29 protein-coding genes are annotated in these 24,734 nt (G+C 69.1%); 14 read left to right on the top strand and 15 right to left on the bottom strand.

Annotated features, from left to right (window positions below):
* Nucleotides 1-155 precede the first annotated feature (155 nt).
* The 3 genes from M0L44_RS02630 to M0L44_RS02620 all read right to left on the bottom strand — a co-directional run bounded on the left by M0L44_RS02630 (nucleotide 156) and on the right by M0L44_RS02620 (nucleotide 1,386).
* Nucleotides 156-425 carry a hypothetical protein gene (locus tag M0L44_RS02630; protein WP_252768046.1) on the bottom strand — a complete coding sequence of 90 codons (270 nt, stop codon included), beginning with the start codon at nucleotides 423-425 and terminating at the stop codon, nucleotides 156-158.
* A gap of 152 nt (nucleotides 426-577) precedes the next feature.
* Nucleotides 578-925, bottom strand: a complete 348-nt coding sequence (locus M0L44_RS02625; protein WP_252768045.1) for a hypothetical protein — start codon at nucleotides 923-925, stop codon at nucleotides 578-580.
* A gap of 71 nt (nucleotides 926-996) precedes the next feature.
* Nucleotides 997-1,386, bottom strand: a complete 390-nt coding sequence (locus tag M0L44_RS02620; protein WP_252768044.1) for a hypothetical protein — start codon at nucleotides 1,384-1,386, stop codon at nucleotides 997-999.
* Between the two features lie 791 nt (nucleotides 1,387-2,177).
* On the opposite strand from M0L44_RS02620, the gene M0L44_RS02615 reads away from it, so the two are divergent.
* Complete coding sequence (locus M0L44_RS02615) at nucleotides 2,178-2,444, top strand: VF530 family protein (RefSeq protein WP_252768043.1); 267 nt, start codon at nucleotides 2,178-2,180, stop codon at nucleotides 2,442-2,444.
* A 7-nt stretch (nucleotides 2,445-2,451) separates the two neighbouring features.
* On the opposite strand, the gene M0L44_RS02610 is transcribed toward M0L44_RS02615, so the two are convergent.
* Genes M0L44_RS02610 through M0L44_RS02580 form a run of 7 tightly spaced genes read right to left on the bottom strand, consistent with a single transcriptional unit; the run spans nucleotide 2,452 to nucleotide 10,004 of the window.
* A complete protein-coding gene (locus tag M0L44_RS02610) occupies nucleotides 2,452-3,870 on the bottom strand; it encodes an LLM class flavin-dependent oxidoreductase (RefSeq protein WP_252768042.1) in 1,419 nt (472 codons plus the stop codon).
* Between the two features lie 3 nt (nucleotides 3,871-3,873).
* Nucleotides 3,874-5,124, bottom strand: coding sequence for an SfnB family sulfur acquisition oxidoreductase (locus M0L44_RS02605; RefSeq protein ID WP_252768041.1), 1,251 nt, complete (start codon nucleotides 5,122-5,124; stop codon nucleotides 3,874-3,876).
* Between the two features lie 22 nt (nucleotides 5,125-5,146).
* Nucleotides 5,147-6,427, bottom strand: coding sequence for an SfnB family sulfur acquisition oxidoreductase (locus tag M0L44_RS02600; RefSeq protein WP_252768040.1), 1,281 nt, complete (start codon nucleotides 6,425-6,427; stop codon nucleotides 5,147-5,149).
* Nucleotides 6,428-6,474: 47 nt separating this feature from the next.
* Nucleotides 6,475-7,137: a methionine ABC transporter permease gene (locus M0L44_RS02595; protein WP_252768039.1), complete on the bottom strand. Its 663-nt coding sequence runs from the start codon at nucleotides 7,135-7,137 to the stop codon at nucleotides 6,475-6,477.
* Nucleotides 7,127-8,287 (bottom strand): methionine ABC transporter ATP-binding protein, encoded by a 1,161-nt coding sequence (locus M0L44_RS02590; protein ID WP_435526376.1) that lies wholly within the window; start codon nucleotides 8,285-8,287, stop codon nucleotides 7,127-7,129. Before M0L44_RS02590 ends, M0L44_RS02595 begins: the two co-directional genes overlap by 11 nt.
* Nucleotides 8,284-9,174, bottom strand: coding sequence for a MetQ/NlpA family ABC transporter substrate-binding protein (locus M0L44_RS02585; protein WP_252768038.1), 891 nt, complete (start codon nucleotides 9,172-9,174; stop codon nucleotides 8,284-8,286). The genes M0L44_RS02590 and M0L44_RS02585 overlap by 4 nt, the downstream gene beginning before the upstream one ends.
* A gap of 14 nt (nucleotides 9,175-9,188) precedes the next feature.
* Entirely contained in the window at nucleotides 9,189-10,004 is an 816-nt protein-coding gene (locus tag M0L44_RS02580; protein WP_252768037.1) for a MetQ/NlpA family ABC transporter substrate-binding protein, read from the bottom strand.
* A 248-nt stretch (nucleotides 10,005-10,252) separates the two neighbouring features.
* Here M0L44_RS02580 and M0L44_RS02575 point away from each other — a divergent pair, with 248 nt between their 5' ends.
* The 5 genes from M0L44_RS02575 to M0L44_RS02555 all read left to right on the top strand — a co-directional run bounded on the left by M0L44_RS02575 (nucleotide 10,253) and on the right by M0L44_RS02555 (nucleotide 15,732).
* On the top strand, nucleotides 10,253-11,287 hold the full coding sequence (locus M0L44_RS02575) for a sulfate ABC transporter substrate-binding protein (RefSeq protein WP_252768036.1): 1,035 nt from the start codon (nucleotides 10,253-10,255) through the stop codon (nucleotides 11,285-11,287).
* Nucleotides 11,288-11,403: 116 nt separating this feature from the next.
* Nucleotides 11,404-12,549, top strand: coding sequence for an FMNH2-dependent alkanesulfonate monooxygenase (ssuD, locus tag M0L44_RS02570; protein WP_252768035.1), 1,146 nt, complete (start codon nucleotides 11,404-11,406; stop codon nucleotides 12,547-12,549).
* Nucleotides 12,546-13,418, top strand: a complete 873-nt coding sequence (locus M0L44_RS02565; protein ID WP_252768034.1) for an amidohydrolase family protein — start codon at nucleotides 12,546-12,548, stop codon at nucleotides 13,416-13,418. The genes ssuD and M0L44_RS02565 overlap by 4 nt, the downstream gene beginning before the upstream one ends.
* Before the next feature lie 4 nt (nucleotides 13,419-13,422).
* Nucleotides 13,423-14,601, top strand: coding sequence for an acyl-CoA dehydrogenase family protein (locus tag M0L44_RS02560; RefSeq protein WP_252768033.1), 1,179 nt, complete (start codon nucleotides 13,423-13,425; stop codon nucleotides 14,599-14,601).
* A gap of 108 nt (nucleotides 14,602-14,709) precedes the next feature.
* Entirely contained in the window at nucleotides 14,710-15,732 is a 1,023-nt protein-coding gene (locus M0L44_RS02555; RefSeq protein ID WP_252768032.1) for a sensor domain-containing diguanylate cyclase, read from the top strand.
* 14 nt (nucleotides 15,733-15,746) lie between these two features.
* Here M0L44_RS02555 and M0L44_RS02550 read toward each other — a convergent pair whose 3' ends face one another.
* Together M0L44_RS02550 and M0L44_RS02545 are read right to left on the bottom strand one after the other, a co-directional pair.
* The gene (locus M0L44_RS02550; RefSeq protein ID WP_252768031.1) at nucleotides 15,747-16,076 is read right to left on the bottom strand and encodes a branched-chain amino acid transporter permease; all 330 of its coding nucleotides are present in this window, start codon (nucleotides 16,074-16,076) and stop codon (nucleotides 15,747-15,749) included.
* Nucleotides 16,073-16,786, bottom strand: a complete 714-nt coding sequence (locus M0L44_RS02545) for an AzlC family ABC transporter permease (protein ID WP_252768030.1) — start codon at nucleotides 16,784-16,786, stop codon at nucleotides 16,073-16,075. The genes M0L44_RS02550 and M0L44_RS02545 overlap by 4 nt, the downstream gene beginning before the upstream one ends.
* Before the next feature lie 62 nt (nucleotides 16,787-16,848).
* Between M0L44_RS02545 and M0L44_RS02540 the strand changes: the two genes are divergently transcribed.
* Entirely contained in the window at nucleotides 16,849-17,367 is a 519-nt protein-coding gene (locus M0L44_RS02540; protein ID WP_252768029.1) for a DUF2867 domain-containing protein, read from the top strand.
* 14 nt (nucleotides 17,368-17,381) lie between these two features.
* Here the strand turns inward: M0L44_RS02540 and M0L44_RS02535 are convergent, their stop codons facing one another.
* The gene (locus M0L44_RS02535; protein WP_252768028.1) at nucleotides 17,382-17,993 is read right to left on the bottom strand and encodes a TetR/AcrR family transcriptional regulator; all 612 of its coding nucleotides are present in this window, start codon (nucleotides 17,991-17,993) and stop codon (nucleotides 17,382-17,384) included.
* Between the two features lie 91 nt (nucleotides 17,994-18,084).
* Between M0L44_RS02535 and M0L44_RS02530 the strand changes: the two genes are divergently transcribed.
* From M0L44_RS02530 to M0L44_RS02520, 3 genes are read left to right on the top strand one after another with little or no spacing between them, the layout of a single operon-like run.
* Nucleotides 18,085-18,552 (top strand): nuclear transport factor 2 family protein, encoded by a 468-nt coding sequence (locus M0L44_RS02530; protein ID WP_252768027.1) that lies wholly within the window; start codon nucleotides 18,085-18,087, stop codon nucleotides 18,550-18,552.
* A 53-nt stretch (nucleotides 18,553-18,605) separates the two neighbouring features.
* Nucleotides 18,606-19,505 carry a LysR family transcriptional regulator gene (locus tag M0L44_RS02525; protein ID WP_252768026.1) on the top strand — a complete coding sequence of 300 codons (900 nt, stop codon included), beginning with the start codon at nucleotides 18,606-18,608 and terminating at the stop codon, nucleotides 19,503-19,505.
* A 4-nt stretch (nucleotides 19,506-19,509) separates the two neighbouring features.
* Entirely contained in the window at nucleotides 19,510-20,001 is a 492-nt protein-coding gene (locus M0L44_RS02520) for a Cif family virulence factor (protein WP_252768025.1), read from the top strand.
* Nucleotides 20,002-20,012: 11 nt separating this feature from the next.
* On the opposite strand, the gene M0L44_RS02515 is transcribed toward M0L44_RS02520, so the two are convergent.
* Nucleotides 20,013-20,873 carry an ATP adenylyltransferase family protein gene (locus tag M0L44_RS02515; RefSeq protein WP_252768024.1) on the bottom strand — a complete coding sequence of 287 codons (861 nt, stop codon included), beginning with the start codon at nucleotides 20,871-20,873 and terminating at the stop codon, nucleotides 20,013-20,015.
* A 191-nt stretch (nucleotides 20,874-21,064) separates the two neighbouring features.
* Between M0L44_RS02515 and M0L44_RS02510 the strand changes: the two genes are divergently transcribed.
* From M0L44_RS02510 to fdxA, 3 genes are all read left to right on the top strand, one after another.
* Entirely contained in the window at nucleotides 21,065-21,655 is a 591-nt protein-coding gene (locus M0L44_RS02510; protein WP_252768023.1) for an ester cyclase, read from the top strand.
* A 62-nt stretch (nucleotides 21,656-21,717) separates the two neighbouring features.
* The gene (gene ygiD / locus M0L44_RS02505; protein WP_252768022.1) at nucleotides 21,718-22,506 is read left to right on the top strand and encodes a 4,5-DOPA-extradiol-dioxygenase; all 789 of its coding nucleotides are present in this window, start codon (nucleotides 21,718-21,720) and stop codon (nucleotides 22,504-22,506) included.
* 30 nt (nucleotides 22,507-22,536) lie between these two features.
* Entirely contained in the window at nucleotides 22,537-22,866 is a 330-nt protein-coding gene (gene fdxA, locus M0L44_RS02500; protein ID WP_252768021.1) for a ferredoxin FdxA, read from the top strand.
* 31 nt (nucleotides 22,867-22,897) lie between these two features.
* Here fdxA and M0L44_RS02495 read toward each other — a convergent pair whose 3' ends face one another.
* Nucleotides 22,898-23,296 carry a hypothetical protein gene (locus tag M0L44_RS02495; protein ID WP_252768020.1) on the bottom strand — a complete coding sequence of 133 codons (399 nt, stop codon included), beginning with the start codon at nucleotides 23,294-23,296 and terminating at the stop codon, nucleotides 22,898-22,900.
* A 138-nt stretch (nucleotides 23,297-23,434) separates the two neighbouring features.
* Between M0L44_RS02495 and M0L44_RS02490 the strand changes: the two genes are divergently transcribed.
* Entirely contained in the window at nucleotides 23,435-24,730 is a 1,296-nt protein-coding gene (locus M0L44_RS02490) for an acetylornithine deacetylase/succinyl-diaminopimelate desuccinylase family protein (protein ID WP_252768019.1), read from the top strand.
* Nucleotides 24,731-24,734: the final 4 nt, after the last annotated feature.

Here is a 24,734-nt window from a genome sequence, read left to right as displayed (position 1 = left end):
AGTCTGTCTCTCGTGGTGTCCTCAGCAGCACCTGTCAGGCCGACGATTCACCGGGAATCTCAAATACCGCTTGGGAAGGAGAAAACAGCCGGGTTCTGCTTGACCGAGGGGGAAGTCCCTGTAGCCCAGTTAGGCCACGGACTGTTTGCGACCGATCATTCACTTCGCATCCCCTGCTGTGCAGAGCGCAGGTCTTCGGCAGTGATGAGGTGCCCCCATGCATCCATTGGCATTGCGGCCTGTGCAGCCTTCTTTGCGGCAGCCGCACGGATGACCTTGGAGTAACGCAGGACCAATTCAGGAAAATTTTTGACGGAGCCTTCTTTTTGCTTTAGCCACTCGTTGGCTTGTTCAACAAAACAGCGAACAGGCGCCCCGTCATGTTCGATAGTGAACATGACGCCATTGCCTGGATCAAAGCTCATGTTTTCTAGCTGCGACATATGAGTGGCCTAACGCCAAAGTTCAGGGGCGCGAGCTTGGCGCGGCCGAAGCGAGCGGTGGTGGAGGCGTCCCCTGCAACGCCCAGTTAGGCCGGTGCGGTTGTGTGAGATGAGCGGGGCCGTAAACAAGCACGTCAGCTCCTGTTCGCCGCGCGAATGGTGACCATTAGCGTGAAGTCGGGGTTGTCAACAACTTCGCTAGTTGACTTGAGCTCGTAAACGCCTGGTTCGGCTGGATCGAACTCTTCAAGCATGGGCGGCATGCGCCAGTCCTTTCCTTCATTGACGCCGGCTAGCGCTATATCGATGCCGTTGGCTGACGCGTGCTTAATGGTTCCGTGCAGTTGCTCTTGGTGGATGAACTCGCCATCGTGAGTGACATGCGTGATGCCAATGAGAACGTATTTACCGATAAATCCATCGGCAAAGTCTTGATCGAACGCACTGTCTGCTGCGCCGTCCCATGAGTTGGTGCGTGTCATATGTAGCGGCCTAACGTTCGAGGTGAGGCGCAAATTGCAGCTTGCTGCAATTTGTCGCCTCGACTGAGGGGTTAGAGGTCTGGCTCACAGCGCAGCCTTGTGTTCTCGCAGAGCCTCTGGCACAGGTATTCACTGATGATTGAATAGCCGTTCCTCCCAACTTCTGCATCGCGCGGAAGGTTGCGCAGACTAGGGGGCAGAGTTTCAATTTCGGGCTCGGAGCAACGGAAGTAGAAGTAGTTGTATCGCTCTGATGCGGGAGCATCGGCAGGCAGATCAAGCGGAACACCTTGAAGGACGAAGCGTTCGCGACCGGAACGGTCTGCTACGAACCCAGGCACCTCATCAAATCTGTCAGTCTCCTCGAGCTTGACTGGAAAGAGGAAGCGATTCAGTTCAGCAGCAACGTCATGAAGTGACATGTCTTCTTGTGTGACGACGGCGCCCCAGTAGTTCTTCACGTGTCGAGACCTCTAACGTTCGACGTAAGGGGCGGCTTGCGGCCTGCCGCAAGACGTCCCCTTGACGGAGGGGTTGGGCATCAGGCGGGCCAGTAGCACCACTCTTGGCAGGCCAATCTTGGCGACTGGCCCGCTTGGCGGCGGCAGTTTCGGGAAACGACTGACGCTCACGATGAGACTCCCTTCGACCTGACGGCAAACGGCAAGGAGTTTGCCTTGAATTCACTCACCGAACACCTGGCAGACCTGCGTGCGATTGGGCACCCATGGGCCTCAAGCGGCAGAGATGCATGCCGGTCTTTGCATTCAATCCGTCGAGTCCGATTGGCAGAGACGCTTGACGGAGCGCTCGGCTCGGCTTCGAGCTGGCACGACGCTCGATACCGAGAGCATTGCCACCAGGCAGAAGGCGTGCAAGACGACGGCATGCATTTGGCCCGGCTGCCACATCGCCCCGCCGGGGCGCTCAGTGGCTTTCATGTGATGCCCAACTAGTTATCGACCCCACTTTGCGCCACCAACAACCGGGATGCTCCCGAACATCCCCGATTGCACCTGCGCCAAGTGACTGTCTCTGTTGAATTTTTGATCACTTCCTCACACGGTATCACTGCGTAACAGAGCGACAAATGGCTCATCGAAACGGAGTGTGAGCGAGTCCATCAACTTGTGGATGCCACTAGGCAGCCAACGTCGGGACGTGCCCCCCCAAGCGGGGGGGGTGAGTGACGGCCGCTCCTGGCCGATTCCGGTCTCAAGTCGCCCGACCCCCAGCCGACGACAATCGCCTCATGAACGACGCATCACCGCCCGCTCCGCCGCCGGCACAGCCGCGCAATCCCTTGCATGGCCTGACGCTGGAAGCCATCGTGACGGCCCTGAGTGAGGAGTACGGCTGGGAGGGCCTGGACGCGCGCATCCCCTTGCGCTGCTTCGCCTTCGAGCCCAGCGTCAAGTCGAGCCTGAAGTTCCTGCGCAAGACGCCGTGGGCGCGCGAGAAGGTCGAGGGGCTCTACCTGTTCATGCTGCGGGAGCGCAAGCGACAGACCCGCCCCTGAGCACCGGTCAGGCGCCGGTGAAGCTCACCGGGCGTGCCGTGTCTGCGCTGGGGCTGGCCTGGGTGGCCAGACCGCGCACGGCGGCGGCGGGGTGGGCCGCGGGCAGCCGGTCGCCCTGGCCGAACAGCTTGTGGCGCAGCGTGCCTTCGTCATAAGCGGTGCGGTAGCGGCCGCGGGCCTGCAGCTCGGGCACCACGTGGTCGATGAAGTCGGCCCAGGTTTCGGGCACGACGATGCGGCTGAGGTTGATGCCGTCGATGTCGCCTTCGTCCAGCCAGCGCACCAGCTCGTCGGCAATCTGGCTGCCGCTGCCCACCAGGGTGGGGTAGCGGCTGCCCAGGGTGAACTGCTGCAGCAGCTGGCGGCGGGTGGTCCAGCCGCGCTGCTGGGCGGTCTGGCCGGCCGACTGGATCGCGTTGGAGCCGCTGTAGTCGATCGGGTCGTCCAGGCCGTAGCGGGCGAAGTCCACGCCGGTGCTGGCCGCGAAGTGGGCCAGGCCGGCCTCGGGGCTGGCGTAGCGCTGGTACTCGGCATGGCGGTCCCGCGCCTCGGCCTCGGTGGCACCGGCCACCACGGACAGGGCCACGAAGATCTTCACGTCCTCGGGCCGTCGGCCGGCGGCCACCAGGCTCTGGCGCAGCCGGCCCGCGGTGGCACGGGCGGCGGCGGGGTCGTTGGCGGCAATGAACACGCACTCGGCATGTTCGCCCGCAAAGCGCTGGCCGCGGCCCGAGGTGCCGGCCTGGTAGAGCACCGGCGTGCGCTGCGGCGAGGGCTCGCACATGTGCACGCCCTGCGAGCGGTAGAAGGGGCCGTCGTGGGCGATGGCATGCACCTGGGCCGGGTCGGCGTAGATGCGGCGCGCGCGGTCCTTGCGCACGGCATCGTCCTCCCAGCTGCCTTCCCACAGCCGGTAGCACAGGGCCAGGAAGTCGTCAGCCTGGTCGTAGCGCAGGTCGTGTGCCACCAGGCGCTCGTGGCCCAGGGCGCGCGCGCCGCTGTCGATGTAGCCGGTGACGATGTTCCAGCCCAGGCGCCCGCCGGTCAGCTGGTCCAGCGTGCTGGCCTTGCGGGCGAAGGTGAAGGGCGTCTCCGCGCCGGTGCTGGCCGTCAGGCCGAAGCCCAGGTGTTGGGTCACCGCAGCCATCGCGGACACCAGCATCCACGGGTCGTTGGCCGGCAGCTGGATGGCCTCCTGCAGGGTCAGGTCCAGCCCGCCTTGGTAGACGTCGTAGCTGCCGACGATGTCGGCGATGAACAGGCCATCGAACAGGCCGCGCTCCAGCAGCCGGGCGATGTCGGTCCAGTAGCCGAGGGTGTTGTATTCGGTGGAGCGGTCGCGCGGGTGCGTCCACAGGCCGTGGTGGATGTGGCCCACGCAGTTCATGTTGAAGGCGTTGACCAGCAGGCGTTTGGGTGCAGACATGGCTCAGAGCGCGCCGTGGCGCGGCGGAAGGCGGTCGTTGAGGAAGAAGTTGCCCACGGCGTGGTACTTCCAGCGCACCGGGTCATGCAGGGTGTGGGTGCGGGCGTTGCGCCAGAAGCGGTCCAGGCCGCGGTGGTCCAGCGTGGCGGCGGTGCCGCCCAGCTCGAACAGGCGGGTGGACGCGTCCAGCGCGGCGGTGGTGGTCTGCACCCGGGCCTCGGCCACGGCGATGGAGGCCTCGGCCACGCTGCGCTCGCCCGGCGCGGCCTGGGCCGCGTCGACGAAGCGGGAGGCCCTGCGCAGCAGGGCCTCGGCGGCGCGCAGCTGCACCGTGGTTTCGCCCACCTGCTGGATCAGCAGCGGGTCCTCGGCGGCGCGGGCCACCTTGGCGTCGATCCAGGGCCGGGCTTCCTCGCGCACAAAGGGCAGGGTGGCGGCCAGCGCGGCGCGGGCCACGCCCAGGTCGATGGCCGCATGCAGCAGCTGGGCCACCGGGCCGATGGTGGTGGGGCGCTCGAAGGAGGTCTGGAAGGGCACCACCCAGTCGGCTTCGACCCGCACGTGGTCGAAGGCCACCGAGCCGCTGCCCGTCACCCGCTGGCCGAAGCCGTCCCAGTCGTCGGTGATGTCCACGCCCTGGGCGTCGCGCGGCACGAAGGCCAGGTACTGCAGGGGCCGGCCCGCTTCTTCGGCGACCACCAGGGTCGGGATCCAGTGCGCGTAGACCGCGCCGGTGCAGTAGAACTTGCGGCCCTGGACGCGCCAGCCGTCGCCGTCGGGGATCAGCCGGGTGCGGCGCTGGAAGTCCTTGTGGCCGATCTCGGCCAGGGCATTGCCCAGGCGTCGGCCGGCCAGCACCTCGCCGTAGAAGAAGCGCTGCTGGGCCGGGCTGCCGCCCACGCGCAGCACCTCCAGCGCGTAGAAGTGGTTCTGCGGGATCTGGCCCAGCGAGCTGTCGGCCTCGGCGATCAGCGCGGTCACCTCGGCCAGGGTGCCGGCCGACACGCCGGCACCGCCCAGGGCCTTGGGCACAGTGATGGCCCACAGGCCGCTGGCCACGAAGGTGTCCAGCTCGGTCCAGGGCAGCAGGCGCTCGCGGTCGCGCTGGGCAGCACCGGGGGCCAGCTCGGCGGCCACGCGGCGGGCCACGGCCAGCGCCTCGGCATCGGTCTGGATGCGGTGGGGCACCTGGCGGGGTGCCGCGGCGGGGGCCGGGTGGCTGTCCACCGGCACGGGTTCGTACAACAGGGGCATGGTGTGGGGGCGCCGCGGCGGTTCAGTTCCAGGAATGGCGGGCCGGCAGCACGCCGTTGAGGCGGTGGTTGCCGATGAGGTGCAGCTTCCAGCGCACCGGGTCGTGCAGGGTGTGCACGCGGGCGTTGCGCCAGTGGCGGTCCAGGTTGTGGGCCGCGCGGGTGGCGGCCGAGCCGGCCAGCTCGAACAGCTTCTCGCTGGCGGCCAGCGCGATGCGGGTGGTCAGCACCTTGGCTTCGGCCACGGCCACCGAGGCGCGGCCGCTGGATTCGGCCGTCACCGGTGCGGCAGCCGCCTCGTCCAGGGTTTGGGCGGCTTCCAGCAGGATCTCGTGTGCGGCGTGCAGCTCGATCTGAAGCCGGCCCACCTCGCCGATCAGATAGGGGTCGTCCACCGCGCGCTCCAGGCCGGAATCGACCCAGGGCCGGGCCTTCTCGCGCACGAAGGTGAGCGCATCGTCCAGCGCGGCCTGGGCGATGCCCTGGTCGATGGCGGCCTGGATCAGCTGCGAGCTGGGGCCGTAGAGCCCCGGGCGATCGGCCAGCGGCCACAGGGGCAGCACATCCTCGGGCAGGATGGGCACATCCTCGAACACCACGCTGCCGCTGGCCGTGGTGCGCTGGCCGAAGGCCGACCAGTCGTCGACGATGCGCACGCCGCGGGCCGTGCGGGGCACCCACACATGCACGGCACGCCCCTGTTGGTCCACCGCGCGGGTGGGGATGCGGTGGGCGAAGATGGCGCCGGTCGAGTAGTAGCGGTGGCCGGTCAGGCGCTGGCCGGCCGGTGTGTCGCGCAGCGTGGTGGCGCCCTGGGTGATGGTGGGGCTGGCTTTGGACTTGCGCTCGGGGCCGGCATTGCCCAGGCGCCAGCCGGCCAGCACCTCGCCGAACAGGCGCTGCTTCTGGGCTTCGCTGCCGGCTTCCTTCAGGATGCCCAGCACGCCGAAGTGGTTCTGCGGGATCTGACCCAGGGCCGGGTCGGCCGCGCAGAGGGTGACGAAGACCTGGGCCAGGGTGGTGAAGGGCAGCTCCGGGCCGCCATAGGCCCGTGGCACGGTGATGCTGCCCAGGCCGCTGGCGGTGTAGGCCTCGATCTCGTCCCAGGGCAGGCGGCGTGTGCGATCGCGCTCGGACGCGCCGGTGCGGAAGACGGCGGCCAGGGCCTGGGCGGCGTCCAGGGCTTCCTCCGTCGTGTTCAGGCGGCGCGGGGGCGACGGGGGGCGGGGCAGGCGGGTGGCGTCAGCGGTGGCGTGGTCGGCGGGGTCGCCCGCCCGGGGCGGCAGCAGGGTGTCGGTGCTCATGGGGTACTCATGGGGTGTTTTGTGGTGTGTGCGCGCTCGGGGTGGGGTCAGCGGCTGCGCAGCCAGTGCACCAGGCGGTCGCCGCTGAACTGCACCAGCGTGACCAGGGCGATGAGGATGGCGATCACCAGGACCATCACCTGGGTGTCGAAGCGCTGGTAGCCGTAACGGATGGCCAGGTCGCCCAGGCCGCCGGCACCCACCGCACCGGCCATGGCCGAGGAGCTGATGAGCGCGACCAGGGTGATGGTGAAGCCGCCGACGATGCCGGGCAGGGCCTCGGGCAGCAGCACATGGCGCACGATGTGCCAGCGCTGGCAGCCCATGGCCTGGGCGGCCTCGATCAGGCCGGGGTCCACCTCGCGCAGGCTGACCTCGGCGATGCGGGCGAAGAAGGGCGTGGCGCTGATGGCCAGCGGCACGATGGCCGCCCACACGCCGATGGTGGTGCCCGCCACCAGCCGGGTGAAGGGGATCAGCGCGACCAGCAGCACGATGAAGGGCGTGGCCCGAAAGCCGTTGACCACGCTGCCCACCGCGCGGTGGATGCGGGGCGCGGGCCGGAAGCCACCGGGTGCAGTGGCGATCAGCAGCACCGCCAGCGGAATGCCGGCCAACAGGGCGAAGCCACCCGAGACGACCACCATCTGCAGCGTGTCGAGCAGGGCATCCAGGTAGGTGCCGGGCTCCAGCGAGAGTTCAAACGACATGACCCAGCTCCTGGATGTGGTGGGCGATGGGGTGCGGGCCGCTGGTCAGCGTGGCCAGCGGCGGCAGGGGCAGGGCGCTGTCCAGCGCGATCAGCAGACGGCCCTGGGCATGGCCCTGGATGCGGTCCACCCCGCCGTGCACCAGGCGCACCGGCTGCTGCAAGGCCTGACCGATGGCGGCGAAGTCCGGCTCCAGGCCGTCGGCCCCGGTGTAGCTGAGCTGCAGGATGCGCTGCGAAGGCGTGCCCAGCGGCGGCGGAGTGGCCTGCAGGCGGGCCTTCAGGTCGTCCGGCAGCTCGTGCTGCAGCGGGGCCAGCAGGGCGCGGGTGGCGTCGTGGCGCGGCTCGCCGAAGACCTGCCACACGGGACCGTGCTCGGCGATGCGGCCTTGTTCCAGCACCAGCACCTCGTCGGCGATTTCGCGGATCACGCTCATCTCATGGGTGATGAGGATGATCGTGATGCCCAGCCGCCGGTTGATGTCCTTGAGCAGGGCGAGGATGGACTGCGTGGTTTCCGGGTCCAGCGCCGAGGTGGCCTCGTCGCACAGCAGGATCTCGGGCCGGGTGACCAGGGCGCGGGCAATGCCCACGCGCTGTTTCTGCCCGCCCGACAGGCGCTGGGGATGGACGTGGTGCTTGGCCTCCAGGCCCACCAGGGACAGGGCCTCGTTCACCCGCGCCTCGGTCTCGGCCCGCGGCACGCCGGCCACGCGCAGCGGCAGGGCCACGTTGTCCCACACCGTCTTGGCCGACAGCAGGTTGAAGTGCTGGAAGATCATGCCGACCCGTCGGCGCAGGGCCACCAGGCCCCGGGCGTCCAGCGTGGCGATGTCCACACCGTCGACCCGCACGCGCCCCTCGCTGGGCTGCTCCAGCCGGTTGATGGTGCGCAGCAGGCTGGACTTGCCGGCCCCGCTGCGGCCGATGATGCCGAAGATGCGGCCGGGCGCGATGTCCAGCGTGATGCCCTGCAGGGCCTGCACCGGGCCGGAGCCGCTGAGGTAGGTCTTGCCCAGCGCCTCGAAGCGGACGGCGCCGCCGCCGCGGTGGGGCAGCGCAGCCTCCGCTTCCGCCGGGGCCTGTGCCGGGCTGGCCAGGGCCGCCTCGGGCGCCACCAAGGTGGCGCGTTGCAGCAGTGACAGGCTCACAGCGCACCTCCCTTCTTCGGCTCGGGCGCGGCTTCGGCGCTGGCGGTGGCCGGTGTGGTGGGCAGCCAGGCCAGGCGGTACAGGCGCTTGTCGCCGCCGTAGAACTGGTCGATGTAGGCGCGCACCGCGGGCGACTGCTGGTAGATCGCGATGAAGCGCTTCACGTCCGGCTGGCCCACCTTGTCGGCGCGGGCGACGAAGTGGATGGCGAAGCGGTCGCTCTCGCCGTGCGAGAGCACCAGGGCGCTGGAGGGGTCGAAGGCCTTGGCCGCGATGATGAAGTAGGGGTAGCCCTGGGCCAAGTCCACGTCTTGCGTCGCCTGGGCCAGGTGCGGGCCATCCACTTCCTTGAACTTCAGCTGCTTGGGGTTGGCCGCGATGTCGCTGAGCCTGGCCAGCAGGCCGGCCTGGGGCTTGAGCTGCACCAGGCCGAGCTTTTCCAGCAGGCGCAGGCCACGGCCCTGGTTGACCGGATCGCTGGCGATGGCCACCAGCGCGCCCTGGGGCAGGTCGGCGGCGCGCTTGTACTTCTTCGAGTACAGGCCGATGTAGGACAGGATGCCCGGCTCCACCGGCTTCAGGTCGAACTTCTGAGCCGCGTTGGCGTTGGCCAGGAACTCCTGGTTCTGAAAGTAGTTGAGGTCGATGTCGCCGGCGTTGAGCGCGATGTTGGGCGTGGTCCAGTCGGTGAACTCGACGATCTTCACCTCCAGGCCTTCCTTCTGGGCCTCCTTGGCGGCGATCTTCACGGTGTCGGCGAACACGCCGGGCACCACGCCGATCTTCAGCGTGCCAGCCTGGGCGCCGAGGCTGGCGCCGATGAGGCCGAAGGCCAGCCCCAGGGTCAGGCTGATCCCATGGCCAATGCGATGCAAAGTGTTCTTCATGGCGCGGCGCTCCCTCACTTCTCGTTCAGCCAGGCCAGCACATAGAGCCGGTCGTCGTTGTTGAAGGCCTTGCGGATCACGTTGCGCACTTCAGTCGACTGGCGGTAGATCTCGATGAATTTCTTCAGGTCGGGGCTCTCGGGCTTGTCGCTGCGGGCCACGAAGCTGACCGCGAACTGCGCGTCCTCCACGCCGGAATAGACCAGGCCGCTGGAGGCGTCGAAGGCCTTGGAGGCGACGATGAAGTGCGGGTAGCCCTGGGCCAGGTCCACATCGCCGGTGATGCGGCTGAGCTGCGGCCCTTCCACCTCGACGAACTGCAGCTTCTTCGGGTTGTCGGTGATGTCCTTGAGCGTGCCCAGGTAGCCCACGCCGGGCTTGAGCTTGAGCAGCCCGGCCTTCTGCAGCAGCAGCAGGCCGCGGCCCTGGTTGACCGGGTCGTTGGCGATGGCCACCTTGCCGCCCACCGGGATCTCGGCGATGGACTTGTGCTTGAGCGAGTACAGGCCGATGTTGGACAGGATGCCGGTGGCCACCTTCTTGAGCTTGAAGCCCTGCTTGGCGATGGCGTTGCTCAGAAAGGGCTGGTGCTGGAAGTAGTTGGCGTCGATGTCGCCGTGGTCCAGCGCCACATTGGGCGTGGTCCAGTCGGTGAATTCGACGACCTGGACGTCGATGCCCTGCTTCTTGGCCTCCTTGGCGGCGGCGGTCACCGAGTCGCTGTAGGCGCCGGGCACGACACCGATCTTCAGGGCGCCCGCGCAGGCGGAGGCCCAGAGTCCGGCGAGCAGGGTGGCGAGGGTCAGCAGGCGAAGCGGGGTGTGTGTCATGGTGTGATGCGGATCAAAGACGCATTCATTGCAGCGCATCACGTTGCGCCGCACCACGTCGATTAACGCGTTTGGATGCGCGGAAAGCGCATGGCGATGGCGCGTACATGACCGCGTGATGGCCGCTCGGCCCCATGTGCCTGCGGGTCACAAGCTCATGACGAATCCATCGTTCCGGTCCGGGCCGGCGGCCACCAGAATCGCCCGGCCAAGGTCCGCCATCGCGGGCCGTCATCCGGAAATTGCGCATGTCGTTTTCTGTCCGTCGGCGCCGCCTCCTGCAGGGAGCGGGCCTTGCCGCTGTCGCCAGCCTCGCCCCTTGGGCGCGCGCGGCGTCCACCGCTCCCGTGAGCCTGCTCAACGTCAGCTACGACGTCTCACGCGAGTTCTACAAGGCCTACAACGCGGCCTTCGCGGCCCATTGGCTCAAGACCGCCGGCCAGGCGCTGGACCTGCGGCAGTCCCATGGCGGCTCCAGCAAGCAGGCCCGCAGCGTGATCGATGGCCTGGAGGCCGACGTCATCACCATGAACCAGGACAGCGACATCGACATCCTGGCCGAGCGTGGCGGCCTGGTGCCGGCCGACTGGGCCAGCCGCCTGCCCGACCACAGCGCGCCCACCGCCTCGGTCAGCGTGATCCTGGTGCGCAAGGGCAACCCGAAGGCCATCCGCAGCTGGACGGACCTGGGCCGGCCGGGCATCTCGGTCATCATCCCCAACCCCAAGACCTCGGGCAACGGGCGCTACAGCTACCTGGCGGCCTGGGGGGCGGCCCTCAAGGGCGGCGCGGGCGAGCCCGCGGCGCGTGCGCTGGTGGAGCGCATCTTCGCCAACGTGCCGGTGCTGGACGGCGGCGGGCGCGGCGCCACCACCACTTTTGCCCAGCGCAAGATGGGCGATGCCCTGGCCACCTTCGAGAGCGAGGTGCCGCTGATCCGCAGCGAGTTCGGCGACGACTTCGATGTGGTCTATCCCGGCTGGACGGTGCTGGCCGAGAACCCGGTGTCGGTGGTCGACAAGGTGGTGGACCGCCGTGGCACCCGTGCGGTGGCCGAGGCCTACCTGAAGTGGCTGTGGTCCGAGGAGGGGCAGACGATCGCCGCGCGCCACCACCTTCGCCCGCGTAGCGCCAAGGTGCTCAAGGCCTTCGCCAAGGACTTTCCGCCGGTCAACACCTTCACCGTGGCCGAGGTGTTCGGTGGCTGGAAGAAGGCGCAGAAGACCCACTTCGACGACGGTGGCGTCTATGACCAGATCGTCCTGAAGCAGGGGCGCCGCTGACGCGCGCGGCTTCTGCGGGAAGCGGATAAGCAAGCGCGCATCGCTTCGTGGCTTGTCGAGGCCCCCTGGGGTGCAATGGGTTTTCTGGGCGCCATTGGCGCAGACTGGATCACCCCATGAGCCTCGACATTTTCTGGTTCCTGCCCACCTCGGGCGACACCCGCTACCTCGGCACCTCCGATTCCGGCCGCCCGGCCACCAACGCCTACATGCGGCAGATCGCCGTAACGGCCGAGCAGCTGGGCTACGACGGTCTGCTCATTCCCACCGGCGCGAGCTGCCTGGACCCCTGGGTGACCGCTGCCAGCCTGGTGCCGGTGACCCAGCGCATCAAGCTGCTGGTGGCGCTGCGCACCTCGCTGTCGGGCCCCACCGCCTCAGCCCGCCAGGCCGCCACGCTGGACCAGGCGCTCAACGGCCGCCTGTTGCTCAACGTGGTGCCCGGTGGTGACGCCACCGAGCTGGCGGCCGATGGCGTCTTCCTGGACCACGACGCCCGCTACACCGCGGCCGACGAGTTCCTGACCGTCTGGCGGCGCGTGCTGCAAGGCGAGAAGGTGGACTTTGACGGCGAGCATGTGCAGGTCAAGGGCGCGCAGAACTTCTTCCCACCGGTGTCCCAACCCTACCCGCCGCTGTATTTCGGTGGTTCCTCGCCCGCGGCCCACGAGCTGGCGGCCAAGCATGTGGACGCCTACCTCACCTGGGGCGAGCCGCCGGCCGCGGTGGCCGAGAAGATCGCCGACGTGCGGGCCCGCGCGGCCCGCCACGGCCGCACGGTGCGCTTCGGCGTGCGCCTGCACGTCATCGTGCGCGAGACGAACGACGAAGCCTGGGCCGCCGCCGACAAGCTGATCAGCAAGCTCAGCGACGAGGACATTGCCGCGGCCCAGCGCAACTACGCCAAGATGGACAGCGTGGGCCAGGCCCGCATGGCCGCCCTGCACGGTGGTCGGCGCGACCAGCTGGAGGTGGCCCCCAATCTGTGGGCCGGCGTGGGCCTGGTGCGTGGCGGTGCCGGCACGGCGCTGGTGGGCGATCCGCAGACGGTGGCCCAGCGCCTGAAAGAATATGTCGATCTGGGCGTGGACAGCTTCGTGCTGTCCGGTTACCCGCACCTGGAAGAGGCCATCCGCTTTGCCGAGTTGGTCTTCCCGCTGCTGCCGGGCAAGCAGCCGGTGACGCTGCGCGAGGCCGCCATCACCGGGGGCGCCTTCGATGTTCGCGCCGGACAGGCCACAGCGGAGGCGGCCAAGGCATGAGTTCCGAGAACGCCTGGCCGCGCGTCATCGACATGCGCTGCCGACCGGCCTACCTGCACGACTTCTTCGGCAAGACACCGGGCTCCGAGGGTGAGGCCGTGGCCCGCTGGCTCAACCGGCGGGTGGGAACGCGAGGGGACGATGGCCACTTCATCCGCTCGCGCACGCCGGCCGGCTTTCTGGCCGAGGTGCGCGAGGGCGGCCTGTCGCGTGCGGTGGTGGTGGGCCGGCACACGCCCAGCCAGCACCTGCCCAACGACACGATCCACGAGATCGTCCGGGGCCACCGGGAGCTGATCGGCGTGGGCGCGGTGGACCCGGTGCTGCAGGGCCAGGATGCCGCCCTGGCCGAAGCCGAGCGTGCCGTGCGCCAACTGGGGCTGGCGGGCATCGACCTGGAGCCCGGTTTCGGCAGCCCGCCGCGGCATGCCGACGATCCGGCCTACTTCCCGGTCTACGAGCTCTGCCAGTCGCTGCAGGTGCCGGTGTTCCTGATGACCGGCCCCACCACGCCGGACCTGCGCTACAGCGACCCCGCGCCGCTGGCCCGGGTGGCGCAGGCCTTCCCGCAGCTGCCCATCGTCTGCTACCACGGCTGGTGGCCCAATGTGCAGCAGGCGCTTGGGGTGGCCTTCCGCTACGAGAACGTGCACCTGGTGCCCGACATGTACCTGTTCCAGCCCGGCCATGCCGCCTGGGTGCAGGCGGCCAACAGCTTCCTGGGCGAGCAGCTGCTCTTCGGCTCGTCCTACCCCTTCCGGCCCATCCGCCAGTCGGTGGAGGACGCCCAGGCCCTGGGCTTTTCCGACGCGGCGCTGGAGCGCCTGCTGTACGACAACGCGGCCCGCCTGCTGAAGATTCTGGACTGAGCCCATGAGCGACACCTTTGACGTGGCTGCGGCCACCGAACAACTGGCCCGGCAGCTGGCAGCCACCGCCGCGCAGCGCGACCGGGCCGGCGGCCATGCCGCGGCCGAGCGCGAGGCCATCCGCCGCAGCGGTCTGCTGGCGTTGGTCATTCCGCGCGAGGCCGGTGGCTGGGGCGTGGGCTGTGCCGAGCAGTACCGGGTGCTGCGCCGGCTGGCCCAGGCCGACAGCGCGCTGACCCATGTCTATGCCTTCCACAACCTGCAGATCGCCAGCATCCAGCTCTGGGGCAGCCCGGCCCAGCAGGCCGATCTGCTCCCACGCACGCTGCAGGAAGACTGGTTCTGGGGCAATGCGCTGAACCCGCGCGACACCCGCCTGAAGGCCCGCCGCGCCAAGGGCGGTTGGTGGCTGGACGGGGTCAAGAGCTATGCCTCCGGTTCCGTTGGCTCGGACCGGCTGCTGCTGTCGGCCGTGGCCCCGCAGGCCGATGGCCGCGAGCTGCAGCTGGTGGGACATGTGGCCACCCGCGCGCCGGGTGTGCAGGTGCAGGAGGACTGGGACAGCTTCGGCCAGCGCCAGACCGACAGCGGCACCGTGACCTTCCAGGAGGTCTGGCTGGCCGACGCGGATGTGCTGCAGGCGCCCGGTCAGTTGCCGACGCCCCGCGGCACGCTGCGCACCCTGCTGGCCCAGCTGGTGCTGACCAACCTCTACCTGGGCCTGGCCCAGGGGGCCTACGCTCAGGCACTGACCTTTCTGCAGGAGCGTGCTCGGCCCTGGCTGAACGGCAACGCGGGCCAGGTGCTGGAGGAGCCGCTGGTGGCTCACCGCTGGGCCGATCTGCGGCTGAAGATCCGCGCGGCGGAACTGGCCACCGATGCGGCCCAGGTCGCCCTGGAGACGGCCCTGGCCCAGGGAGAGGCGCTGAGCGCCGACGCCCGCGGCGTGCTGGCCATCGAGGTGGCCGAGGCCAAGGTGCTGGCCCACCGCGCCGGCGTGGCGCTGACCAGCGAGGTGTTCGAGCTGACCGGGCCGGGCGCGACCAGCGCCAAGCTGGGCCTGGACCGCTTCTGGCGCAATGCGCGGGTGCACACCCTGCACGACCCCATCGACCTCAAGCTGCGTGACATCGGGCACTTCCACCTGCAAGGACGCCTGCCGCCCCCCACGTCGTACAGCTGACCCCAGATTAGGTGTCAGGGTATTCCTGTAAATGGAGTAACCTGCCTCCTGGCGAGGGCAACTCAGAGTGCCGCGAACAGGGAGTTGGCTGTCGACGAGGGAGTGGTCATGACGACCGCTGGGGTGTTGCTTGATGTCATCGACCTGCATGGGGAGGTGACCGAGCTGGGGCTCGATTTGCCGGGCGTCATGGATCTGGTGGTCCGCAAGGTGCTGGACCTGGTCCGGGCGCAGGGGGCTGCCATCGAGCTGGCCGATGGGGACAGCATGGTCTACCGGGCGGTGGCTGGCAGTGCCTCTGGCCAACTCGGCCGGCGTGTGGACCGCGCAAACAGCCTGTCGGGCCTGTGCATTGCCACCGGCAGCTGGCTGAAGTGCGATGACACACTCGTCGACGACCGGGTGGACCTGGCCGCCTGTGAGGCCGTGGGTGTGCGCTCGATGGTCGTCGTGCCGCTGTCCCACCGGGGCCAATGCGTGGGCGTGCTCAAGGCCTTTTCCAGCGAGCCTGGCCACTTTTCGGACGGCGACGCGGCGGTGCTCGGTCTGCTCTCACGCGTGGTGGGCACCACCATGTACTGGGCCACCCGCTACGGCGAGAGCGATCTGTTCCACCGCGCCACCCATGACGACCTGACCGGCCTGGCCAACCGCGCCCTGTTCATGGACCGCCTGCATGCGGCCATCGCGGCGGCCCGGCGACAAGAGGCCCGGCTGGCGGTGATGCTGCTGGACATGGACGGTCTCAAGCAGATCAACGATGGCCATGGCCATGCCGCGGGCGACGCCACCTTGATGGAGTTCGCCTCCCGCCTGAACCAGACCGTGGGTGATCGGGAGCTGGTGGCGCGCCTGGGGGGCGACGAGTTTGCGGTGCTGCTCTCTCATGCGGGCGAGGTCGATGACATCTATGCCCTGGAGCAGCGCCTGCGGGCCGCCCTGGCTCGGCCTTTCGAGGTGGCGGGGCTGCAGCTGCGCCTGTCGGCCAGCTGGGGCGTGGCCCAGTTCCCGCGCGACGCCTGCGGTGCTGACGAGTTGCTGGCGCTGGCCGATGAACGGATGTTCAAGGCCAAGCGGGCCCGCAAGGCCCTGGACGAAGAAGGGCAGACCGACAGCGGCCTCTTCATCTGAAGCCGTGGCGTGCGTCAGCCCAGGGCCACCTGGCGCAGCAGCACGTACAGCCCGGTGCCCAGCAGGATGCTGAGCAGCGCATGGCCGCGCCACCATTGCAGGCCGAGCACCAGGGTGATGGACAGCGCCTCGGCCCAGGGCGGGCCGGCGTGCGAGCGGGCCGAGCCCACCACCGAATGCAGCAGCAGCAGCGTCATGATGGCCAGCGGCAGGAACTGGCCCAGGCGCTGGACGAAGCGGTGCCGCTGCAGCCACTGGGCCGCCAGGAAGGGCAGGGCCCGCAGGCCGAAGGTGACCAGGCCCATGGCCACGATCACCGAGATCACGTAGCGGGTGTCGTTCATGCCTGGTGCTCCGGCAGACTGGCGGCGCGGGGGCGGCCGGGCCACACCAGGCCCACCACCAGGCTCAGGGCGATGGCGATGACCAGGGCATGGGCGGGAGCCACGGCCTGGGCCACCGCATAGGCCGCCAGCGCGGTCCACAGCGGGGCGGCGCTGTCGCGCTGCCGCCACTGCTCCACCGTCAGCACGCCGAACAGGGCGGCCAGCACGAAATCCAGCCCCTGCAGGTTCAGCGGCACCTGCGAGCCCAGCAGGGCGCCCAGGGCCGTGCCCAGTGTCCACCAGCCCTGGTTGAGCAAGGCCACCCCCATCAGGCGGTTGCCCGGGGTGCTGCGCGGCAGGGCGGTCAGCACGGAATAGGTTTCGTCCGTCAGGCAGAAGGCCAGGATCCAGCGCAGGCCACGCTGGTCGGGCAGGCGGTCCAGCAGGGACAGACCGTAGAACACATGGCGCAGGTTGACGACCGCGGTGGCCAGTGCAATGGCGCCCACAGGCAGGCCCGCGGCGAGCATCGGCACCATCATGTACTGGGCCGCGCCGGCGTAGACCACGATGCTGGAGAGCACCGCCAGCCAGGCGGCGCCTCCGGCCTGCACGAACAGAAAGCCGAACACCATGCCCAGCGGGATGTAGCCCATGGCCACCGGCGTGGTCAGGCTCAGCAGGGACAGGGAGCGTTCAGGGGGTGGGGCAGCGTCGGCAGGTGACATCCGGGAACGGCTTGGCGGACAAAGGGCTGGTATTGTCCCTCCCCATGACATCACCTGCGGCCATGCCCCGTCTTGTCGCACCACCGCCGGGCAGCCGGATTGGATCCCGGCTTGCCGGGGCCGATTTCGCCGATGCCTGGGCTGTTTCCGCCGCCGAGCCGGGCCTGAGCGCACTGGGCCAGTTCCTCAAGGCTGTGCGCGCCACGCCCGCCTGGGTGGAAGCCTGCATGCGTCTGCGCAACCGGGTGGTGCGCTGGTTCGGCCTGAAGGACCTGGGCGGCCTGTCCGACCTGGACCCGCAACGGCCCTTGCAGGACTACCGGCCCGGCGACCGCGTGGGCATCTTCACGCTGCTGGAGAACCACCCCGACGAGGTGCTGCTGGGCGACCGGGACCGCCACCTGGAGGTGGTGTTGTCGGTGCACACCACCGGGGTCGGGGCGGCCACGCAGACCGGCCCGGCGGTGGTCACCATCACTACCGTGGTCCATGTCCACAACTGGCTGGGGCGGCTGTACATGCTGCCGGTGGCGCCCATGCACCGGCGCATCGCGCCCGCCGTTCTGCGCGCCCTGGGCTGAGGGCGCCGCGCCGCTCAGGCGTCGGCCGCGGCGGTGGTGTCCTCGGGCAGCAGGGCCTGCGCCAGCAGGGTCAGCGCATTCAGGCTGGCCTGGATGTCCCGCGGCACGCCGGCGTGGATCTGCGCCTGCACGATGCAGCCGTCCACCGCCAGGCTCAGCGCCTGCGCCAGGGCTGCGCGGCGCGGCGTGTCGGGCAGGTGCTGGGCGATGGCCGCGGTCATCGCCTGCTTGTGCTGGGCGGCCTGTTGCCGCACCGCGGGCTCGCTGCCTCCCCACTCGACCGCGGCGTTGATGAAGGCGCAGCCCCGGAAGTCGGGGCGGCTCAGCCACTCGCGCAGCGTGGCCGCCAGCGCGCGGGGCAGGGGCAGGCGCCGTGCATGGCGCTGCAGGGCTGAACTGAACCACTCCATCCATCGCCCGTGGCGCAGCGTCAGCACGGCGTCGATCAGCTCGCTCTTGCTGGGGAAGTGCCGGTAGAAGGTGACCTTGGTGACCCCGGCCGCGGCGATCACCGCATCCACGCCGGTGGCTCGGATGCCTTCGCGGTAGAACAGCCGGTGCGCGGTCTCCAGGATCCGCTCGCGCGCGGGCAGGGCGGCCACGTCCTCGTGTTCAAGCATCTGCATGGTGGGGGCAGTGTAGACAGGTCTGTCTATTGTGCCTAGACTTGAAAAGTAGACAGATCTGTCTACATTGATTCAATCACTGGAGCCCCCCATGAGCGCACGTCCTCCTCTGCCGCCCTTCACCCGCGAGACGGCCATCCAGAAGATCCGCCTGGCCGAAGACGCCTGGAACACCCGGGATCCGGCCCGGGTGGTGCTGGCCTACAGCCCGGACACCCGTTGGCGCAACCGGGTGGAGTTCCCCGTCGGTCGCGAGCAGGCGCAGGCGCTGCTGGAGCGCAAGTGGTCGCGCGAGCTGGACTACCGCCTCATCAAGGAGCTGTGGGCCTTCGACAGCCACCGCATCGCGGTGCGCTTCGTCTACGAGTGGCATGACGACGCGGGCCAGTGGTATCGCAGCCACGGCAACGAGAACTGGGCCTTCGACGACCAGGGCCTGATGATGCGCCGCCATGCCAGCATCAACGACCAGCCCATCGCCGCGGCGGACCGCGAGTTCCACTGGCCCCTGGGCCGCCGCCCCGACGATCACCCCGGCCTGAGCGAGCTGGGGCTCTGAGTCCGGCGACGCGACAATCGACCCCGTCCACCTGAACCCCGAGGGGCTTGCGCATGGAACTGCGCCACATCCGCTACTTTCTGGCCGTGGCCGCCGAGGGAAACTTCACCCGGGCGGCCGAGCGCCTGGGCATTGGCCAGCCGCCACTGAGCCAGCAGATCCGCGATCTGGAGAACGAGGTGGGCGCGCGGCTGTTCCACCGTGTGCCCCAGGGGGCCGTGCTGACCGAGGCCGGTCAGGCCTTCCTGGACAAGGTGGCCGACATGCCCGCCCAGGCCGCCACGGCGGTGCACCACGCCCGTCAGGCGGCCCGTGGCGAGACCGGCATCCTGCGCCTGGGCTTCACGGCCTCGGCCATCCTGCTGCCGCGGGTGACGCAGGCCATCCGGGCTTTTCGGCGGGCGTTCGCGCAGGTGGAGCTGCAGCTCGAGGAGAACAACAGCGCCCTGCTGGCCCAGCGCCTGCGCGAGGGGCGGCTGGACCTGGCCTTTCTGCGGCCCGATGGCGCCGAGGCCCGTGACCTGACCCTGCATGCCCTGCCCGACGAGCCGATGATCGCTGCCCTGCCGGCCGGCCATGCGCTGTTGCAGGTGCGCCGCAAGACGCTGCGCCTGACGGATCTGCGCGACGAATGGTTCATCCTGACACCGCGGCCCATTGGCGCGACGCTGCATGATGCGGTGGTCGGGGCCTGCCGCCAGGCGGGCTTCGAGCCACGACTCGGGCCGCATGCGCCCCAGCTCTCGTCCGCCCTGGCGCTGGTGGCGGCAGAAACCGGCGTTACGGTCGTGCCGGCCTCGATGGGCCAGTTCGCCTTGGCCGGGGTGGAGTACCGGCCCCTGGCTGGCGTGCAGCCCATTGCCCGCCTGGCGTTGGCGCACCGGCGCAAGCTGGCGCTGCCACAGGTCGGAAACTTTCTGGCACTGGCGCGTGACGCATCGCTCCGACAATGAGCCCATGAAACATGCGTGGTGGTGGGCCGGGATGGCGGGTCTGTGTCTGAGCCAGGCGGGCTGTGGCTTCGTGGTGGTGCGATCGGCCCGCTGGGCCTATGACGCGTTGACCGCCGACCAGCGGGCCGTGGAGGATGCGGCGTCCGAACTGGGCCGGCGCATGAAGGCGCGCGACCCGGCCGTCACGGCGCAGATGTTCGAGGCCCAGGCCACCTGGCGCCCCGGCGAGCAGCCGGCATTGGTGGGGCGGGACGCCATCCAGGATCAACTGCGTCTGCTGGCCGGCCGCTGGGTGTTCGAATGCGAGTTCGCACCCGAACGCACCCGCGCGCAAGATGGCGTGGCCCATCAGAGTGGCAGGCTCAAGACCCTGGGCGACAAGGTCACGGCGGTGGGCAGCTTCGATGCGACCTGGCATCTGCAGACCGATGGCAGCTGGCGGCTGACCGAGCTGGTGTCGCCTTCGGCCCCCGCACTGGCGGCGGCCTGCGGCTGAAAGGGGTCGGCTCAGTCCCGTGGCTGGGTCACGGCGTTTAGCAGGTTCATCAAGCCTGCCTGGCAAGCCGGCTCGATTTGCTCCGGTCCCTTCACCCCCACCCAGCCGCCGAAGTTCAAGGCATGGATGGACAGGCTGTGGGTGCCGTCGCTCCAGTGCTCGCACCGCCGGGGCACCAGCAGCACGCCCTGGCGCGAACCCAGCAGGTTGTAGGGCGGCAGTTCACCCAGATGGGGCGCCAGACCGCAGTGGGCAAAGCCCGTCTGCACGGCGTGCTGCAACTGCTGGGCCCATTCGGCCACCGGCAGCCGCGCGTCCAGCGGCAGGTAGGCATGCACAAAGCCGAAGAAGGGCAACTGCTGCAGGGTGCCCGGTGCCGCGTCGACCGGAAAGTGCCGCATCAGCGGCAGCTGGTGGCTGGGCAGGATGTGCACATGCCGATGGGGCTGGCTGGCACCGGCACGCTTGCCACCGTTGAACATGAAGACCGCATCCCCGGTGCCCAGCACCGAGCAGGCCACCGCGTCGAAGTCGCTGGGCTCCAGTTCGCCCGTCTGGAGCATGAAGCGCCGGGTCACGGCCATCGCGTGATCCGGGAAGATCGGGAACTTGTTGAGCAGCAGCACATGGGTGTCCGACAGATCGGCCACGAACATCGCCGGCTCGTAGGGCAGGAAGGGGTTGGCGCCGGTGTTCTGCTGCAGGATCTTGGCCAGGTCCTTCAGGCTGAGCGAGGACAGGTGGGAGACGAGGAAATCCAGCCCCTCCTGCTGCACGGCATGTGTCTCGCTCACCAGCCGCACCATGGCGCCCTGGGCCTGCGCGCGTTGGGCGGCGGTCCGGATCTCAGCGGTCCAGTCGGTGGGGGGCATGTCGGTCTCCCTGGTGTTGGTGTTCAGGGCGGCAGTGTCGCTCAGCAGGCCGGCAGCGGTGGGGGGCCGGCCGAGGGAAGACCTGATTGTCACGATATTGTGTTCAATCCATCCACGGAAACAGTGTTTATCCATTGATGGTGTGTCAATACAGTGAGCTCACTCCCCCACTTCTGCTGTCGAGGATTCACATGACACGTCTTCACACCCTGGCCGCTCTGCTGTCCCTGTCCATGGCCACGCTGGCCGCTTCCGTCAACGCCGCGGAGCCTGCGGCTCCGGCCGACGCCTGGCCGGGCACCCAGGTCGGGCAAGCGGTGCCCGCCACCCCCAGCGTGCCGCCAGAACTGGTCCGCAACCTGGCCAACTTTGACGACCTGGATTTTCGTGTCTACACGAATCAGCAGTGGCAGGATCTGCACAAGACCCACAGCCCGGACGTGATCGTGCACTGGCCGGATGGGCACACCACCCAGGGCATCCAGAAGCACATCGACGACCTGAAGTACATGTGGACCTTTGCGCCGGACAACCGCATCAGGGAGCACTCGGTGCGCTTTGGCACGGCCGATGCCCAGTGGACGGCCGTGGTCGGTTGGCTGGAAGGCACCTTCACCCAACCGATGGTGCTGGCCGACGGCAAGGTGATCCCGCCCACCGGCAAGGCCTACCGCATCCCGATGGCCACGATCGGCCACTGGAACAAGGACGGCATCATGTTCGAGGAATACCTGTTCTGGGACAACGCCGAGTTCATGCGGCAGATCGGCCTGTCCCACTGAGCTGCTTCACACCGCCGCCGGAGGCCTTGCACAAGATGACCCAGCCCTCGTCAAGCCCGTCGATGCCCGTCCTGTTCATCGGCCACGGCTCGCCCCTGAATGCCATCACGGACAACCCCTTCCGCCGGGCCTGGGCGGCGCTGGGGGCGGCGCTGCCGCGACCGCGGGCCATCCTGTGCGTGTCGGCCCACTGGGAGACCCGGGGCGTCTATGTGACCGCCACATCCACGCCTGAGACCATCCACGACTTCTACGGCTTCCCGAAGGCCTTGTTCGACGTGCACTACGCCGCGCCGGGCAGCGCGGCGCTGGCGCGGCGGGTGGCCGAGCTGCTGGCACCGCAGCGGGTGCGCCTGGACGCTGGCCGGGGGCTGGACCACGGCGCCTGGAGCGTGCTGATGCCCATGTACCCCCAGGCCGACATTCCGGTTGTGCAACTGAGCCTGGACACCACGCAGAGCGCCGCCTGGCACCGGGCGCTGGCCCGGCAGCTGCTGCCACTGCGCGACGAGGGCGTGCTCATCGTCGGCAGCGGCAACATCGTCCACAACCTGCCGCTCTATGACTTCCACGACGCCACGCCATTCGACTGGGCGATCCGCTTCACCGAGCGGGTCAAGCAGCAGCTGACTGCACAAGACCTGCCGGCGCTGACGGACTGGGGTTCACAGGACACTGACGCACAGCTCGCCGTGCCCACGGCGGAGCATTACCTGCCGCTGCTCTACACCTCGGCCTTGCGCCGCGAGGGTGACACGCTGCAGTTTCTGACGGACGTGGTGCAGGGCTCGATGGGCATGACCTCGGTGCTGTGGTCGGCCGCGCCACCGGCTTTGGGCCAGCCGATCTGAAGGGCATTCGAGTCGCCCGACAATCGCCCCATGCCTTTCATCGTCACCGAGCCCTGTGTCCAGTGCAAATACACCGACTGCGTCGAAGTCTGTCCCATGGATTGTTTCGTCGAGGGCCCCAACTTCCTGGCCATCGACCCAGCCGGCTGCATCGACTGCTCGGTGTGCGTGCCGCAGTGCCCGGTGGACGCCATCGTCAACGCCAGCGAAGCGACGCAGGCCCAGCGGCCTTACATCGCGATCAATGCCCAGGCGGCGCAGCAGTGGCCGTCGATCACCCGGCGCCAGCCGCCCCTGCCCGAGCATGGACAGTGGGCTGGCGTGTCCGACAAACTGCACCTGCTGATCAGCCCGGCCTGAGCCGGGCCGGGCCCCTGATGGGAAGGCCCTGTCAAGGCTTCAGTGTGGCGCAGGGATCCCGCCGGGGCTGCGGCATCGGTTGTCCGCCCTGCTGCTTCATTCGCTCGGCCATCTGGGCGTGGTGTTCCGTCACGTAGGCCTGGCAATCGGCCCGGTTCGTGAAGGACTGCATCCGGGTCCGGTGTTCGGCCCGCTCGGCGTCCGTCATCACCGACCAGCCCGGGGTGTACTTCGGGCCATACATGCCACCGCGCTGGGCGCCTGGGCCCATGCGAGCCCCTTTCCCGGGCCCCATGCCCATGCCCGTTCCCATCCCGGGGGCAGACGCGCCCGGTGCGGAAGCCATCGGCGCGGGCTGGGCTCCTGCGGTGAGAGAAACCCCCAGCCCCATCAGGGCCAGCGCGGCAACCACCAAGGTGTGCGATTTCATCTTCTGTCCTCCGTGCGTTGAAGATCCCCCGGTTCACGCAGACAAGATACGTCGGCAGCGTCCGCGCGGCGTGTGCTGGATCAATCGCACACCGTGGCGGGATACTGGCGCACCGCCGCCTGTTCCGCAATGCATGCCATGAGTTTCCCCACTGCCGATGACCCGCGCCGCCTCGCCCTGCTGGAGGCCATCGAGGCCCGCGAGGACGAGCTGGTGGACCTGGCCCGCGCCCTGGTGCGCATCCCCACCATCAACCCGCCGGGGGAGGCCTACCGCCCCTGCGCCGAGCTGATCGGCCAGCGTCTGGCGCGGCGTGGTTTCGAGGTGAGCTATGTGCGCGGCGAGGGCGCGCCCGGCGACAGCGACCGATACCCGCGCTGGAACGTCATCGCCCGCAAGACCTTCGGCCCCGGCCCCTGCGTGCATTTCAACGGCCACATCGACGTGGTGCTGCCGGGTGAGGGCTGGACGGTCGACCCCTTCGCCGGCGTGGTGAAGGACGGCCGGCTCTACGGCCGCGGCAGCAGCGACATGAAGGGCGGCATTGCCGCGGCCATCATCGCCGCGGAAGCCCTGATCGACAGCGGCCTGGGCCTGCCCGGGGCGATCGAGATCAGCGGCACCGTGGACGAGGAATCCGGCGGCTATGGCGGCGTGGCCTACCTGGCCGAGCGCGGCTGGTTCAGCCAGCCGCGGGTGGACCACGTCATCATCCCCGAGCCGCTGGAGGTGGACCAGGTCTGCATCGGCCACCGCGGCGTCTGGTGGGCCGAGATCGAGACCCGCGGTCGTATCGCCCACGGCTCCATGCCCTTCCTGGGTGATTGCGCGGTGCGCCACATGGGCGCGGTGCTGGAGCGCTTCGAGCGCGACCTCATCCCTGCGCTGGCGGCGCGCCACACCACCATGCCGGTGGTGCCCGAGATGGCGCGTCAGTCCACCGTCAACTTCAATTCCCTGCACGGTGGCCAGGCCGAGCCCGAGGGCGACCAGCTGCCTGCGCCCTGCGTGCCCGACAGCTGCCGCCTGGTGATCGACCGCCGCTTCCTGGCCGAGGAGAGCCTGGAGAGCGTGCGCGGCGAGGTGGTGGGCCTGCTCGATGGCCTGAAGGCCGAACGGCCGAACTTCGACTACGGGCTGCGCGAGCTGTTCTCGGTGGCCCCGGTGCTGACCGAGCGTGAGCGCCCCGTGGCGCGCGACACCGCCCGTGCGGTGCAGGAGGTGCTGGGCCGGGAGGCCCGCTTCGTCTGCTCGCCCGGCACCTACGACCAGAAGCACATCGACCGCATCGGCCGCCTGCGCGACTGCATCGCCTACGGCCCCGGCCTGCTGGCCCTGGCCCACCAGCCTGACGAGTACGTGGGCATCCGCGACATGGTGTTGTCGGCGCAGGTGATGGCGCTGGCGGCCTGGGGCTTGCTGGCGGGCGACTGAGCGG

Origin of the sequence: Ideonella oryzae (assembly GCF_024055665.1) — a bacterium.
GTDB lineage: Bacteria > Pseudomonadota > Gammaproteobacteria > Burkholderiales > Burkholderiaceae_C > Ideonella > Ideonella oryzae.
Note: the sequence above shows the minus strand (reverse complement) of the source record. Positions and strands in the feature narration are given on the sequence as shown.